Raw genomic sequence first — 15,873 nt, 5'->3', positions numbered from 1 at the left:
AATTACAAATACCAGTCTCTTATAGGCAGTGTTGCTGCTCCCACTGCAACCGGGCAATCGGTTACTCCAGCGCAAACGATTTCGGGCATCGGACGCTTAGCACCTCGTCTAAACTGTGCATATACGTCAATCCTTGGAATGACTTTTTGCGCCAATTTAGTCGGTATGTGACCACCGATGATAATGGCTTGGCTATCAAGCAGGGCTGAGCTTGCCGTTGCGACTAAATCGAATGAGTCTTGCACCTTATAGATCCATTCGTCAACGCCAGGCCATTCAGGATCAAACACTTCATTTAAGCGATACATTGATGGTACCTCAACACCGTGCTTTAACAATATACGCTCAAGCAACTTCAGGTTTGGGTGGCTATACAGTTTAGCAGGTAGCATATCGCCTAGCTCCCCGGCATTGCCATGGGTTCCCCGAATCATGTCACCGTTATTGATCAACCCCCCGCCAAAGGCACTTGATACGAAGAAGTACACAAAGTTTTTATACTTCCGCCCTACCCCTGCGATCCCCTCACCAGCGGCGGCTCCCGTCCCATCATTTACTACCCAAGTGGGTAAATTAAATGCATCTGCCACAGTATCTGCAATATTGATATCAGCCCATTCTTCAATTGCATGGTGCGTATTCATTTTGCCATCATTTGAGCTGAAGAAGCCTGAAATGCCTACGCCAATACCGAGTATACGGTCATTATCGATACTATGTTCTGCTGACATTGCTTCAACTTCAGCAACCGCTTTTGATAGTACCGAAGCAATTCCCATATCGTCTAATTCTACGTGCCGGGTTGCAACCACTTCACCTTTAAAGTTCATCAAAGCAATGGATATAGCATCAAGCAGTATCGATAAGCCATAGCTATAAGCATACTCGGGGTTTGGCTCTAGTCCTGTGGAGGCTTTACCCGAGTCACCAACGCCTCTGATAAGACCATCTTCAATAAGTGTAATCACCAAACGAGAAACGGTCTGCTGGGGGATTTTTGTGGCGGCAGATATTGCTCTTTGTGTTATGCCGTGAGTCCAAAACACCTCTTTGACGATAGCTTTGGGATTGTCTTGTAGCAACTTTTCGCCTTTGCCAAGCTCGAAATTACCACGCAGCAATTGATTGTTTCTCGCCGATGTCAGCATAGATTTCACTTTCAACATATTCGAATTAAGCTGTACCTATTATACGTAACTTACGCTGAGTTCCCACTACGTTGAAATAGAAATCACTCTGAAATCATTCACGTTTGTTCGTGTTGGCCCAATCTCTATATGCGCGTCAAGAGCACCAAAAAAGCCAAAGCTATTGTGCTCATCTAATAATACGTTTACATCAAGCCCCTTATTAAATGCCTTCGCAAGTGTACCTTCGTCAATGAAGGCGCCTGCCACATCTTTGCTGCCATCAACTCCATCTGTATCGGCTGCTAGGGCACTAATTCCTGGCTCTCCGTCGAGTGCGTGTGCAAGAGCCATGAGATACTCTTGGTTCGGCCCGCCTTCACCTTCAGAGTCACCTAGTGTCACCGTAAGTTCTCCGCCTGAAAAAAGTAGAATTGGCTTACCTTTTTTCTTATATTCAAGCGCGATTTCTGCATGCCGTTTAGCGACTGTTTGCGCCTCTCCTCTTTCTGTGTAACTAATAATCTCGGTATCCCAACCAGCCGCCTTCGCTTTTTTAACAGCGGCATCAATTGCACTTTGCGCATTAGCCACCAATGTGTAGTCACCTGAGACCTTCGGAAGCGGCAAAGCTTGATTTAAGTGGTCACGAATAGAAGACGCTTCACTAAATCCATACCTATCGAGAATAGCGATTGCATCTTCAGGCCTTGTAGTATCTTGAACCGTTAGTCCAGAGGCAATAAAAGCCGGATCGTCACCCACAACATCTGAAATAACTAAGCTTGTATTTATCCCTCTCGACGCAGCGGCAAGTCTTCCCCCCTTGATAACAGAAACGTGTTTTCTAACTGTGTTCATTTCCTCAATGCTTGCACCACTTCGCAATAAGAATTTGTGGAGTGCAAGTTTCTCATCCAGTGAAATACCCTCTGGCGGAGCACAAGCGAGTGACGATCCGCCACCGGAAATAAGGAAAATAGCGTTTTCTGAAGGGGCTACCTTAGATGCCAAAGACAATAACGCTTTAGCCCCTTCTACACTATTTTCATCAGGGACTGGATGTGCAGCAAGATGCACATCAATATTGCCTGTGGACTCTGTATTTTCGTAGCCGTAACGTGTCACCACCAAACCGTAGGCGTTATCGCCGAAGTAGTTATAAGCCTCAACAGCCATATCTGCTGCCGCTTTACCCGCCCCCAGAATACATACTCGCTGATTCTTATCAAACGAAGCAAAGTACTTTGGCAAACAGTGTTTAGGTTTGCTAACTCTCACCGCTTCTTCATACAAAGATAAAAGGAATGTTTTAATCATTTGAAACCTCTAAAAGGGTCCGCAGGACCCTTATGAAAATAGTGAAGGGAGAAGTAAACACACGCTTAGCATGACAATAAAAAAGCCTAGCAATATGAAAATGTCGCTTTTAGTTAGAATAGAGTGGAAAACAAGCTGTTTTGTATCAGTTGAAGATACTGATGAAGGCCATACAGTGCGTGCTACTATTGAAACGGCACAGGTGACAACAAAGCCGATGACATTCCACCAGAACCAAAAAATGTCTGGAACGAATAGCCAAATAATGACGTTGGTACCCACGCCTGCAATGAGCCCCAAATTAACATGTCGTCCGCTCAGCGTTTTACTTGCTACGGCAAGTAAAAAGAGCGCGAGTATAGGCCCGTAAAATACAGAACCAACTTTGTTGATAGCTTCAATTATTGTTGGTGCAATGTTTCCTGCAAAAAGAGAAAGAACCAGCGTAACACCACCCCATATCAAACCAGTTATTTTAGCTACGCGAAGATAACTTTTGTGCTCAAGTTCTGTATCGGTTATGCGGCAATAGTCTTCTACGGTAACCGCCGACAAAGAATTGATAGCTGAGCTTAACGACGACATAGCGGCAGATAAGATAGCTACAATCAAAAGCCCTATTAACCCATGCGGAAGGTAATTTAGGATAAAGGTCGGCATCAACCAGTCTGGGTTATCAGCAGGGATTTTACTGAAAAAGTCAGTATTGGTAAGCGCAAGTGTGCCAACAATTAACCCAGAAAAACAATACAGCAATGTTATAGGAAAACGAATAATTCCGTTGGCGACAATCATTTTCCGAAGGTCATTCTCGTTTCTTGCCGATAACGCACGCTGAGCTTGTGTTTGATCACAGCCATAATAGGATGCGTAAAGAACAATCCCACCAAACAGCATTGGCAAAAAACCAAAGCCATCGCCACTAAAACCCAAAGAAGAAAAATCGATTGCGGTTAGCCGCTCTTTTGGTGCCTGTTCTACCAGTGCATCGAAGCCACCCAGTGCATGAAGCCCGATGACGATGCACGCTATGGTGCCCAGTACAATGATAACCATTTGTATAGCGTCAGCATAAACTACTGCTTTCATGCCGCCTTGTAGCGAATAAAGCACAGTGATAATGCCGGTAAGCACTACGGCCTGCCAAGCTTCAATACCCATAGTGCCTTGCAGAATAATCGACACTGCATAAATCATGATACCCGTTGCGAACGCACGGCTAAATTGGAAGACAATGCTTATTAGAACGCGAGTTAAACGTCCGAATCTTTGCTCTAGGTAGTCATATATGCTGACTACGCCTGACTTGTATAGAGACGGAAGGATAGTACCTAGCAGCAGGATCATAGCAATAGGAATACCCAGCTCGTAAGACAGCCAAATCATACCGCCACCATCCCGCAGTCCAACAAAAGCCGGAGCAGAAATAAAGCTAATTGCAGAGAGCTGTGTGGCCATTACGGAAAGTGTTAGCGGCTTCCACCCTAACGTTCTGCCACCAAGAAAATAATCCCCCTTGTCTTCTTGCTGTCTTAAGGCGAACCCCATATACAGCAAAGCGGCAAGGTAACCCATCACTACAATATAATCTAAAAAATTCATATGCTGTTCTTATTATTCAAGTCGCGAAATAAAAAGCTGATAGCTCCGTTAAGAGCCATCAGCGAGGGGGAGTGTCAACGTCGACTAAAAATCATAACGCAAACGCAAAGACACACGGCGCGGTAATATAGGGCGACCTACGAAGTAAGATTCACCTGCCGTTTGGCTATTACCTAGACGAGGAGACCCTTCAGTAATACCATCTGAATCAAATAGATTCCATACAGCGATACTTGCACGAAGTCGCTCACTCTGCCCGAGTTCCCATGTATAGCCCGTATCTAAACGGAATACGTGGAAGTCATCTAACTCAACAGAATTAGCGTCGTTAGTAAAGTTTTTACCGTGGTAATTGTGGTAGAAAGAGATATCCCAGTCATCTAGCGTATAACGCAAGGCAGAGTTAAACATTACGTTCGGCTTTCTTCTTAACTCGTTACCAATCACAGAAGGATCTGAATCGTATTCGGTAAATTCATGATCAGTGTAGGTAAAGTTAGCATCGAAGATTAAATCATCAGTAATGTTGTAACTACCAACAATTTCAACACCATAGGCTTCTGTAGACTGAAAAACAGGAACTTCAACTGCTACGCCGTTTTCGTCGTTCACAAAGTCAACAGAACGTCTGTCTTCAAGATCAGTTTTGAACAACGCTACGGTTCCCACAAAGTCATCTAAGAAGAATTTGGCACCTACCTCAGCTTGCTTCACTATTTCACTTTCGTAACGTCCTGGTTGACCGTTAGGATTAAACGCAACGCCGCGAAGTTCGGGGAAGAAAAACCCTCTTGAATAGTTAGCATAAACGTTGAAATTATCGGCCAGCTTGTAGAGCGCAGCTATTGAATAAGCAAGTTCCGAGTTATCAACATTACCGTGAGTTAAAGCACCGTTGCCCGTTACATTCACCTGTAAGTCTTGATAAAGCATAGGATCGTCATTAACGACAACCGTTTGATTACCTTCTCGTGTGATCGTGCCGTCTATTTCTTCCCAGCGCAAACCAACATCAATGATCCAATCATCACTTTGCATTTGGTCAGCAATATAGAAAGCATTTCTGCGTGCAGAGATGGTCGTATCAGAGAAACTAATACCTGGGCCGGTTACGCCATTTTGACTGACTATTAGGTTATTATCATCAGCATCTGTAATCGATAAATCGACCAAACGAGCTTGGTTGTTAAACTCACCAAGATATCGAGTAATTACATTATTGTCTTCTGCCTCAGCACTTGAGAAAAAGGTACCTACCGTAATGCTATGGGAGAAGTCACCAATATCGAGATATTTAACAATATTCAACTCAGACGAGAAATCTGTCGCCGGTCTGTCCCTATCTAGAATGCGGTTTGCAAATAATAGGTCGCCCTCAGGTAGCGCAATGTCTGTTCCCGCGTAAGTAAAAGCTGCAGTACCTAACTCATCAAGCCCTCGGTTTGCTAGATATTCGCTTTGTGTCTCTGGCACATTGATAATGCCATCGCCATCTAAGAACAAATTGAACTGGTGGTCATAACTGGCATACTTTGCTCTAGCAAGAATGCTATAGTCATTACCCAAATCTTTCGAGAATTCCATAGACACCGAGCCACCTCTTGTCGCGACGCCCTCTTCAATCGGAGTGCGATAGCGTCCATCTGCAGTGTCATAAGATAAACCTGATGCGTAAAAGGTTTGGGTTGATTCTACTTCTCGCCCGTCATTTCCTGCAACACGCTCACGGCTCTGTGCATCAAGGGGGAGAGGTAAGAAAAACTGCACTTCATCGTTTATCGCTTGCCCGTAAATAGTGAAGTAGCCGCTGCCATCATCAAATTCCTTATGAATGTTACCGCGAACTTGATAGCCTTCAGTAGGCAATCCTGTGTCAATAGGGCCTTCATCATAACGATAAAAACCAGACATAGCGTAATACATACCTTTTTCGTTTAAAGGCCCGCTTGTAGCAAAATCTAAACGCTTGCGATTGTTATCAGATAACTCTAGTTGCACTGTGCTTTCTGAAAGTTCAGTTCCTTTCTTAGAAAGGTAGTTAATAACCCCAGCGACAGAGCCTTGGCCAAACAGGTTTGATACACCACCGCGCACAAACTCAACACGCTCAATACCTAAATCGTTTCTAAAGTAAACATCGTATGCAGATGAGTTCAGACCAAACGCACTCAAAGTGGGTGAGCCATCATAAAGTAGAGGAGTAAATTGGAACTGACCTGATGATGGTAAGCCTCGTACTTGCAAGTTTGTGGCGACTTCACCACCACCGCCTTCTACCTTTATACCCGGTACATAACGAAGAACATCGGCTTGGCTACTCATCGAGAGTTTCGCTACTTCCTGCGCGCCCATAGATGTAGTCGACTGCGGCGTTTCCGCTACCAAACGAGCACGACTGGTGCCCGTAACAACGATTTGTTCATACTCTTTCTTAGCTTTAGCGCCTTGAGCACCATCCGTTTTTTCAGCGTCCTGAGCGATTGCATTGCCAGCTAATAGCGACGAAATCGTCGTCGCAAGAAGTAGTTTATTCACTGTGTATCTCCAACCGTTTTTAATTATGTAGAGTGTCTTAGTAGGGCTTCACACACTGCCGAACACAACACCTCGCGATTAACTTCCCATTTACAATAAAACACAAATTTATCACTTTCAACCCAAAATGGGTTTTATTTTTAAATTTTTGTGTAATAATTGCTAAATCTAAAACTCATATTGGGTAATAAGTAATGATAAATATAGAAAACCGTGATGCGCATCTCATTGAAGAAGCGAAAGCAACGCTAATTAAAAACGACCTTGGTGGCTATACGGTGCCTACGCACGGACTGTATCCATTTCAGTGGAACTGGGATTCAGCCATCGTGGCTTTAGGTTGGCTTCCTTTTGATGAGCCTAGAGCTTGGGAAGAAACTACGTCATTGCTCAGCGCGCAATGGAAGTCAGGAATGGTGCCCCATGTTGTTTTCCACAAGCATTCAGATACTTACTTCCCGGGTCCTGATATTTGGGGCGTACAGAACTCACCGGATAGTACGTCTATTACACAGCCTCCTGTGCTAGCTTCCGTTATCAAGATTTTGTTTGAGGAGACAGAAGATCGTGCACTTGCTGAGTCTCAGATAAAAACTATCGTTCCTCAGCTTATCGATTACCACTTATGGTGGTATAAGCAGAGAGATCCTGAAAATACAGGGTTAGTTGTAAGTTATCATCCGTGGGAATCGGGTATGGATAATAGCCCTGCGTGGGATGCAGCACTAGAAGCTGTTCCATGTGTAGACTGGGAATATACTCGCCGTGACACAAGTCACATAGATGCCTCCGAGCGTCCTCACAAAAAGGAGTATGATCGCTTTTTGTATCTTGTCGATTTTTTCCGCAAGATGAATTTCGACGATACGTTGATTTATCAAGATTGTCCGTATCGTGTAAACGATGTGAGCATTATTTCAATTCTGCACCGTGCCACGAAAGATTTGCTGACACTATGTGAAAAAATTGGCGTAAGTAACGATCAAACAGCCTACCTTGTAAAACGTCTGGATCTAACTGAAGGGGCTATCAGCAAGCTTTGGTGTTCAGAAACCAACATGTTTCATAGCTTCGACACCAGAAGTAACACAATGTGCAAAGCACGCACATCTGCTGGGCTACTACCCTTTTTCGCAGGGCTTGTGAGTGAGCAGCAAACGCAACCACTTATTTCAGTGTTAGATAAATGGCTTGAACACAGTACATATGCCATATCTTCTACTCACCCTGACGATCCCAACTATGAACCTCAGCGTTACTGGCGCGGCCCTATCTGGATCCATATAAATTGGATGATAGCCATAGGCCTAGAGGACTATGGCTTCTCACAACAAGCTCAGCGTATTACAGAGGGAAGTCGCGCGTGTATTTACAAAAGCGGCTTTAACGAGTCATTCCACGCAGAGACCGGCGCGCGTAGTGGTGGTGCAGATTTTTCTTGGACTGCAGCCATGGCGCTTTACTGGCTTTTACCAAATACCACAGAAAAAGGTTAAGGGGAACTTTGAATGCTTTCTCAACCAGATTTTTCATCCAATAAATTCTTAGATTCACATATAAAAAGTATACTGGCTTTCTACGAGCCTAATGTAGATGCTCTATCAGGCGGCTTTTATCAGAACTTTATGGATGACGGCAGTGTCTATGACAAGAAGACTCGTCACTTAGTGAGCTCTACACGTTTTGTTTTTAACTATGCGAGAGCTCACATAGCGTATGGTGATACACGTTATAAGGAGCGTGTCGAGTCTGGCATTGAATTTTTACGTGAATATCATTTGCAGAAAGATACTAAGGGCTACGCATGGACACTGTCTGTGGATGGAACCGAAAGCACAATTACTGATGCAACTAACCACTGCTACGGTTTAGCCTTCGTAATTTTAGCCTATAGCTGGGCACTTCGCGCTGGGGTAAAAGAGGCAGAGCAGTATATTCACGATACGTTTTCTCTTATGGAAAGGCACTTTTGGGATAGCGAATTCGGATTATACAAAGACGAATTTAATGCTGACTTTTCACAATGCAGTGATTATCGTGGGCAGAATGCAAACATGCATAGCTGTGAGGCGCTGATTGCGGCTTACGAAGCAACACGCTACGCTCCTTTTCTCCATCGCGCTATAGAGTTAGCAAGGAATATCACCATTCGTCAAGCAAACAAAGCTGATGGTCGAATTTGGGAACACTATACGAAGACGTGGGAAGTAGATTGGGATTACAACAAAGATGATCCTAAAAACCTTTTTCGTCCTTGGGGTTTTCAGCCCGGTCATCATACTGAGTGGGCAAAGCTATTGTTACAAATTCACCAATATGAACCACAAGATTGGTTAATTGAACGCGCCAGCTCGCTATTCGATTCCGTAATTGAGTTGAGCTGGGACGAAACACATGGTGGTTTATACTACGGCTTTGCTCCAGACAATAGTATTTGTGATGATGATAAATACTTTTGGGTACAAGCTGAATCATTTGCATGTGCCGCCCGATTGGCGCTGGAAACGGGTAACGAAAAATATTGGCATTGGTACAACCGGATTTGGGATTACTCTTGGAAGCACATGGTCGACCACATATACGGCGCTTGGTACAGGATTTTATCGGCTAACAATGAAAAGCTAGAAGAGACTAAAAGCCCAGTAGGAAAAACGGATTATCATACAATGGGCGCCTGCTATGACGTGCTAGATGCACTAAAGTTTTACAAAAAATAAAGCTTTAACTAAAAATCATACGTAATTGTTTAAAAGCGCCAGCCTTTAAAAAAGCGGCGCTTTTTACTCAGTAATTAAAGTGAGTTTGACTAATTCCAGCTCAATTACATCCAAGACTTTCTTGTCGCCTCCACCTCATACAACACGCTGTCAGCAAGCTTGTTCACGTACTCTTCAGGTAGGAAGGGCACCGTCACCGCTCCTGAAGCCAGCACAAACTTAATAGTGGCAAGCTTTCTTTTTTTCATAAATATGCTCTGCTTTACAATCACTTGCTGCGCTTTGTAGGGCTCGAAGCATTGATAGTCTACGCCTACTCGTCCCCGTCTTATGTAAACGTACTTGTTATCGTAGGCTATTCCCCACCGCCACCATCTAAGTGTCAGTAAAAGGGCCACTATGATAAAAGTAGAGACTGCGCCAATCATAATGTCTAAGTGAGATGTTACTGCGCCAACGACGAAAATGCCGAGAAGTGGAGTAGTCCAAGCTGCTAGCAGCCAAAATCGAATGAAGCGCCGACTTATCGTTTGATAATGCTGTCCACGCAAATCACAGCCAGGCATTACTTCTTGGCTAAGTGCAAAGGCTTCATCTTCAGTTACTGATGGCACTATGAGCTTATTCGGCGACATAAGCTCTTGCATTTGCTGTCCAGCGGTTGAGTTTTGCTCGAAATACAAATTAACCCGCTTCAACACTTTATCTAACCAGTCTTGCTTTGCCGTGATCATCTGTATACGCGATGCTCGCATACTAACTTCAAGCTTGTTAAGCAAACCACTGCGACGTATATACCGGTCTCCTGTCCTTGAAAGCGTATAGCCGTAGAAGGTGAAAAGCGCGCCCCCAACACTAAGCAGCGCCACCAACGCCATAATCATCATTAACACGACAAAGGCATACAGTCCAAACTGCCACCATGCAACCGTCTGTTCGCCTACGATTTGGTTAAGCTGTAACCCCTTGTTTGCTAACCATTCTGAAACCACGCCAAATACGTCGTCATAAAAAGGCGCTGCGGCACCCAGTATGATCCAAACACGATTATTAGTAATGCCATGAATAATAATATCTTTAACCGAACGGCGGTTAAGCACTTCTTCATTTGTAAGGGCGCTGGCAGCTGCAGTATCAATTTTAGCGGAGTATTGTGTACTTGAATTCTTATCTCCCATTTCCTCATCAGGCTTGCCAGCAACGTTATCTCCTATGTGCTGCACTTTTTCATACAGCACCTGTTTTTTTAGGGCTTCCGCGTAACTTTCAGGTACCGCCACTATTTTGGCTTCTTCCTTACCGCTCCCCGCTGTATCAAGCACCACGAGTGCATAGCCGAAAGGACGATAGTAAAACGGCCTTTCTATCTTAACATTTTGAATGCGCCACAATGGCAGGTTGGTATAACGGCGTTGGAATACACCATGATGAATTTCAACGTGCTGGTTGTGCACGCGAAATTTGTACATCAAGTAGCTGATTACACCACTGCCACTCGTGGACAAAAATAAGACTCCGGCGCCAATAAGCACTTGAGGAGAAAAAAGGTTATCCCAAATGTTGAACGAAATGGCCAATGCGGGAACGGCGTAAATAAGCCCTTGCGCCATATTGGTAAAGTTGCGAATGGTAAAATACAAAATTGAAATAACAGCAAGCCGTTGCCAGTCGCCGCCGGTCTCGACTTCAGGCCTATGTTCACTGCTCCCTTCACCGTCGTTTAGTAGGGATAGAGAAACATCATCGTTTGGCTCTTGTGACCGCATAACGTCTATAGTTTGGTTTTCAGAGGGCCCAGACGCTGCCATTAGCGTGCACCTATATCTTTATGCGCCAGAATAAATTCACGCAACTGCTCTGCGCGCGACAGGCTTAGCCCTGGAATTTCAAACGTGTACATTTCGCCACCAGCAGAAAACACTTGCAGTGAAGCAAGGCCGGCCCATCTGTCTAGCGGCCCACGATTTACCTCCACGTGTTGAACACGCAATATGGGTTGGCAAGAAAGTTTTCTAAAAATGAGCCCTGACTGCTTGCTTATGTCTTGTTCTCGTATTGCGTAAAATATGCGAACGTCGGCAAAAAAATGGTACAACGCCCATACGCCACCAATTGCAACTATTCCTGCAACAACGTAAGGGTAAGCTAGAAGTAGATTCTCTGGTAGCGACCAAAAACGCTGGAACCTCAACCCTGTGATAATCCCCGTCAACGCCAAGGCTATTAACCCAATTGAGAAGATATTCAGCGCGCGATACTTTTTGGATATAGGTACTAAAGCAAGTGTTTTAAAAGACGGTATTTCATCAACGCTAAGCTGATTATTGGAAAACACGGTTTCTTGTGGCGTGTCAGTCGTCATTACAAAATTCCTTTTACCTCTAAATTAGCCCGTTCGGTTTACGGGTTTACTCAACGCTACTAAACATCTAAAAAAATTTAAGCCTTGGAGCAAGGTTTATCTCTAAACTAAGCAATAAAAAAGAGGGCAAGCCCTCTTTGTACATTAATCATTATAAAGCGCGCTGCGCTAGTTAATCGTCAACTTGCTGTTCGTTAAGCCAGTCGTGCAGTGCTTTCATATCATGCTGTACTGCCATCTGCAGCTCCTCCACCCAATCATGCACGTTCTCCCACCACGTTGGATGGTCGCCCTGCTGTATTTGGTTAGCAATACGTTGCACCCGCGCCAAACCAACAGAGCCAGCAGCTCCCTTAATTTTATGGGCTTGTGAGCACACCTCTGACTTTTCGTCTGCACTCAAGCTTAGCTGGAGTATTTCCATGTACTCAGGCATTTTTTCTTGGAATACTTTAACGCTGGCGCGCACCATTTCGTCCCCTATGGTATCAACCAACATCTGCAATAAGTCCATATCTAAAATGTTACTTAATGTTTTATTTGGTTCAGGGCGTTCTACTTCCCCATCAACTTCTAGAGGCGCAGGAGGTGCATGAAATAACTCATTAAAGACTTCAATAACCCGTGACTTTTTGATCGGCTTGGCAATCACATCGTCCATACCGTTTTCAAGATACTCGTCACGTTTTTTGATCACATTAGCCGTGAGCGCGACAATAGGCGTCTGCATAACTAAGTCTTCTTCAATTAACGTGCTTGCCACGTCAAACCCTGTCATGTCAGGCAGCTGAATGTCTAACAGTATGAGGTCGTATTGTGTGGCTCGTGCTTTATCTATAGCCTCTTGCCCAGTCATCGCTACGTCAACCTTCTGACCAAGCTTTTCTAATAAGGCTTTGGCTACCATTACGTTCAACTCGATATCTTCTACCAACAAGATATTGAGCCCGGTAACTTCTAGCTGGGCCACTTTCATTGGGCTATTAGAAATTTGCACAGGCAACACAATTTCAAACCGAGTCCCTTTACCTACTTGGCTTGAGACGTGAATTTCACCCTTCATCAAGTCAACCATTTGCTTACAAATCGCCAGACCAATACCGGTCCCAGTTGCCGACTGATGGTCGGGATGGTCAACCTGATAGTACATCGCAAAAATTTTGTCTATCTCGCTTTCAGGAATACCGACGCCCGTGTCTTCTATAACAAACGTTACATATGCTTTATCGCCATCTGGCTTAGTTGCAGACACCGATAAACTCACATGCCCTTTCTGCGTAAACTTCACTGCGTTGAATAGGATGTTCCACAAAATTTGTCGTAGGCGGGTTCCATCTATTTCGACAAGACGCGGCAGCGGTTCGTTAATCTTGGTTTTAAAGTCGAGTTGTTTATCTCCTGCAAGCAGGCGAATAATACTGCTCAGTTCCTCAGTAAAATCCTTAAGTGAAATAGTCTTAAGACTTAGCTCAAGCTTGTCTCTGTCGAGCTTATCTAGGTCAATAATATCGTTGAATATGTTCCCTAATGTTATCGCGCTGGCGTAAATGGTACTCACCCAGCTAAATTGCTCGTCGGTTAACTCTGTATCGCGCAGCATGCGGCTCAAGCCAACAATACCATTGAGTGGCGTACGCAGTTCGTGACTGATGGTAGCGATAAAGCGGGTTTTGTCCGTGCTAGCCTTAGCAGCGGCATTTTCAGCTTGTTTGCGCTCGGTCATATCTCGACCAAAGGACAACAAGCCTAGACGATTACCTTCTTTATCGAAGAAAGGCACACGCTTCATTTCGAAGTAGCGTCGACGACCATCAGCAAAGCGCAACCACAATTCTTCGGTAATGCTGGCGTTGGTTTCTAATACTTCGTGATCACTGGCAACAATTTGGCGGGCAAGCTCTTCTTCATACACATCTTTCGGCGTTAACCCCAAAAGCTCTTGCTCGGTTTTACCCGTCATAAGTTCAGCAATGCGATTACAGCCAGCAAAACGGCCTTCTTCATTGCGGTAGTAGATGAGATCTGGAGAAGCATCAATTATTGAACGCAGTAATGTTGAAAGACGTCGTGCCTGGGCTTCTTGTTCTGACTTATCTTGAATTTCTCTTTCAAGGTCTTTAAACAGAGCTTCACGTTCTTCTTGTGCTTGTTTTCGCTGCTCTATCTCATGGTTCAATTGCCTGATATTGCTCTGAAGCTCTCGGTTCAGAAACACATCTTCTTCTCGCAAACTTTCTAACTGGCTTACTACTTCTTTCAAATTAGTTCGTGAGTTTTCTAATTGCTTAATTAGCTCACTAAAGAAATACAACACCCATGGCGCTGAAAGCATCGTAAGGACTACGGCACTAATAAAATCATCAGGCTGAACCTGACTCCCCATGCTTACGCGAATTACGTATGAACCGCCAAGCGTGAACACAAGGGAAAGCACAACGAATAGTATGCTGAGCTTTAACGTGCCAAATCGCTGCACAAATTGAGCAAAGCGAATTGCCCAGGAATCGTTTGGTGAATCTGAATGCATGTACGTCAAATTGAAGCTTATTTTGCCTTTATCCTATCAGGCTTTCACCACTTCGGGAATGCGTTATACCAATCCGCGTAGATAATTGCCCACTCGGGAGGCGCTGGCAAGTTTCCTAGCGAAGCGTGGGAATGCAGGAATGACTATCCTTCAAACGGTAATCTCTCGGAGATTTCGTTAATGTATTGCGTGTTCACCCATCCTATTTTTGTGAATGAAACTTTAGCCCACTCCCCTTGCGTTTCTAATATCTTCAGCACTTCGCCTTTTTGCACCGTGTTATCAACCAATGCAAATGACGCGCTTGGCCCTTTGCGCACATTTAACGTGTTTGCGCTTACGCTAGCCACGCGACCTTTTTTGTTATGTACGGTATTTTCAGATCTTTCATGGGTTTCTTGACGCACAGCGATCTCATTAGTTAGGTTATCTTTATGTGATTGCGACTCCTGCTCATATGCACCTAACATCAACAGTTTTCTTAATGCTTCTATAGGAAAAGCCGGGCCGGGATCAACCTTTCGAGAAGGCGCAATTTCTTCATGTCCAACCAATGTAGAAATTGGATAGTGAGCACAAAGCAAACGACAAAGGCTTGCTGTTTTGGCAATTTGAATATCCGTATATTTATGCCAATAGCCCATAACGGATTGATTAGGGTGAAGTGCTTCTATCGTTTCGCTCTTATCGTAACGCTTGCCAAACCAGCTTTCAAAGAGACCGTCGTCTCTCGGCTTTAGCTGACCCGCGTTATCTAGCTCGATACCTATTGAGTAGCGGTTTAAGTCAGTTCTTCCAGCATAAGCGCTTACACCAGCATGCCATGCTATTTGATTAGTCGGCAGCAATTGCACAATGTCACCGTTTCGGCCAATGACGAAATGGGCGGAAACGCCACTATCTGCACTAGTGAGGACATCGACTGACGATTGCAAACTGCTCCCCGCGGTAAAGTGAACGACAATGGTATCAGGAGCGTTAGACTCAAATGGTCCAGAAGTATTTGGCGACAATTGAAAGCTGACGTTCTCGCCTAGTAGTCTGTGTTCAGTGAGCCTCAGTGAAGTTTTAGGCAGTGTGGACAGGGGCATTATCTCATCTTCCTTAATAGTCGCGTCTAGCGCTACGACAGTGAATTTTTATTCTTCAATTCTCACCGAAACGCTCGCTTGCCGGCCAATTCAGAGTGTAATGTCGAAGTACCTATTATTGCATAAACACCATATTCAACTTTACACCAGGTCATTTTTTAACCAACATAGCAAACTTCTTATACAACCGGAACTAAAACTTTACAATTTAATAAAAATACAGCCCAACCCGCCATTGACAACATAAAACAACAATTAAAAAGCATATTTATTCACTATGTTTATACAAATAAAAACCATTATCGTTTAGGCGGCGCCAGTTAATTGATTTTTTAGGCTTATAACAATTTTGTTACAAACCTAAAATAAATAATGTAAACCACTGAAATAAAACAATTAATTTATATTTATACTAAAAGCTAACGAGCCGAGCAATTTTAGCGTTTGATTTTAGTTTTCAATGTGGGTATTTTGTACGGCCCGCATCGCAATAATGCATAAAAATGCGGAAACGACTGGTAATCCTCTAATAATAAATAACGACAAGAAAGGCGCACACTGTAGGCAATAACGCTAGCAGGCTAAAAGACGT

Annotated in this window: 10 protein-coding genes; 2 read left to right on the top strand and 8 right to left on the bottom strand. The window is 44.1% G+C overall.

Features of this window, described 5'->3' with window-relative positions; translation table 11 throughout:
• Nucleotides 1-2 precede the first annotated feature (2 nt).
• The 4 genes from C6Y39_RS01155 to C6Y39_RS01140 all read right to left on the bottom strand — a co-directional run bounded on the left by C6Y39_RS01155 (nt 3) and on the right by C6Y39_RS01140 (nt 6,584).
• Nucleotides 3-1,145 (bottom strand): ROK family transcriptional regulator, encoded by a 1,143-nt coding sequence (locus tag C6Y39_RS01155; RefSeq protein WP_105929657.1) that lies wholly within the window; start codon nt 1,143-1,145, stop codon nt 3-5.
• A 69-nt stretch (nt 1,146-1,214) separates the two neighbouring features.
• The gene (locus C6Y39_RS01150; protein WP_105929499.1) at nt 1,215-2,447 is read right to left on the bottom strand and encodes a glycerate kinase type-2 family protein; all 1,233 of its coding nucleotides are present in this window, start codon (nt 2,445-2,447) and stop codon (nt 1,215-1,217) included.
• Between the two features lie 30 nt (nt 2,448-2,477).
• Nucleotides 2,478-4,049 (bottom strand): sodium:solute symporter family protein, encoded by a 1,572-nt coding sequence (locus tag C6Y39_RS01145; RefSeq protein WP_105929498.1) that lies wholly within the window; start codon nt 4,047-4,049, stop codon nt 2,478-2,480.
• A gap of 84 nt (nt 4,050-4,133) precedes the next feature.
• Nucleotides 4,134-6,584 carry a TonB-dependent receptor gene (locus tag C6Y39_RS01140; protein WP_105929497.1) on the bottom strand — a complete coding sequence of 817 codons (2,451 nt, stop codon included), beginning with the start codon at nt 6,582-6,584 and terminating at the stop codon, nt 4,134-4,136.
• 194 nt (nt 6,585-6,778) lie between these two features.
• Between C6Y39_RS01140 and C6Y39_RS01135 the strand changes: the two genes are divergently transcribed.
• Both C6Y39_RS01135 and C6Y39_RS01130 read left to right on the top strand, forming a co-directional pair.
• Nucleotides 6,779-8,080, top strand: a complete 1,302-nt coding sequence (locus tag C6Y39_RS01135; protein ID WP_105929496.1) for an MGH1-like glycoside hydrolase domain-containing protein — start codon at nt 6,779-6,781, stop codon at nt 8,078-8,080.
• Between the two features lie 12 nt (nt 8,081-8,092).
• Nucleotides 8,093-9,301 (top strand): AGE family epimerase/isomerase, encoded by a 1,209-nt coding sequence (locus C6Y39_RS01130; protein ID WP_105929495.1) that lies wholly within the window; start codon nt 8,093-8,095, stop codon nt 9,299-9,301.
• Between the two features lie 104 nt (nt 9,302-9,405).
• Here C6Y39_RS01130 and C6Y39_RS01125 read toward each other — a convergent pair whose 3' ends face one another.
• The 4 genes from C6Y39_RS01125 to C6Y39_RS01110 form a co-directional block, all read right to left on the bottom strand.
• Nucleotides 9,406-11,109 (bottom strand): PH domain-containing protein, encoded by a 1,704-nt coding sequence (locus tag C6Y39_RS01125; protein ID WP_105929494.1) that lies wholly within the window; start codon nt 11,107-11,109, stop codon nt 9,406-9,408.
• Nucleotides 11,109-11,663: a PH domain-containing protein gene (locus C6Y39_RS01120; protein ID WP_105929493.1), complete on the bottom strand. Its 555-nt coding sequence runs from the start codon at nt 11,661-11,663 to the stop codon at nt 11,109-11,111. The genes C6Y39_RS01125 and C6Y39_RS01120 overlap by 1 nt, the downstream gene beginning before the upstream one ends.
• Before the next feature lie 172 nt (nt 11,664-11,835).
• Complete coding sequence (gene arcB, locus C6Y39_RS01115; protein ID WP_105929492.1) at nt 11,836-14,190, bottom strand: aerobic respiration two-component sensor histidine kinase ArcB; 2,355 nt, start codon at nt 14,188-14,190, stop codon at nt 11,836-11,838.
• A 143-nt stretch (nt 14,191-14,333) separates the two neighbouring features.
• Nucleotides 14,334-15,281: an N-acetylmuramoyl-L-alanine amidase gene (locus C6Y39_RS01110; RefSeq protein ID WP_105929491.1), complete on the bottom strand. Its 948-nt coding sequence runs from the start codon at nt 15,279-15,281 to the stop codon at nt 14,334-14,336.
• Nucleotides 15,282-15,873 lie beyond the last annotated feature (592 nt).

The sequence above is a fragment of the Alteromonas gracilis genome, from assembly GCF_002993325.1.
Classification (GTDB): domain Bacteria; phylum Pseudomonadota; class Gammaproteobacteria; order Enterobacterales; family Alteromonadaceae; genus Alteromonas; species Alteromonas gracilis.
This window is presented reverse-complemented; position numbering and strand designations above follow the sequence as displayed.

Bases quoted from the DNA above. Each gene is read 5' to 3' on its own strand.
- C6Y39_RS01145 (WP_105929498.1), bottom strand. From the start codon at position 4,049: ATGAATTTTTTAGATTATATTGTAGTGATGGGTTACCTTGCCGCTTTG.
- C6Y39_RS01120 (WP_105929493.1), bottom strand. From the start codon at position 11,663: ATGACGACTGACACGCCACAAGAAACCGTGTTTTCCAATAATCAGCTT.
- C6Y39_RS01125 (WP_105929494.1), bottom strand. From the start codon at position 11,109: ATGGCAGCGTCTGGGCCCTCTGAAAACCAAACTATAGACGTTATGCGG.
- C6Y39_RS01110 (WP_105929491.1), bottom strand. From the start codon at position 15,281: ATGCCCCTGTCCACACTGCCTAAAACTTCACTGAGGCTCACTGAACAC.
- C6Y39_RS01130 (WP_105929495.1), top strand. From the start codon at position 8,093: ATGCTTTCTCAACCAGATTTTTCATCCAATAAATTCTTAGATTCACAT.
- C6Y39_RS01135 (WP_105929496.1), top strand. From the start codon at position 6,779: ATGATAAATATAGAAAACCGTGATGCGCATCTCATTGAAGAAGCGAAA.
- C6Y39_RS01150 (WP_105929499.1), bottom strand. From the start codon at position 2,447: ATGATTAAAACATTCCTTTTATCTTTGTATGAAGAAGCGGTGAGAGTT.
- arcB (WP_105929492.1), bottom strand. From the start codon at position 14,190: ATGCATTCAGATTCACCAAACGATTCCTGGGCAATTCGCTTTGCTCAA.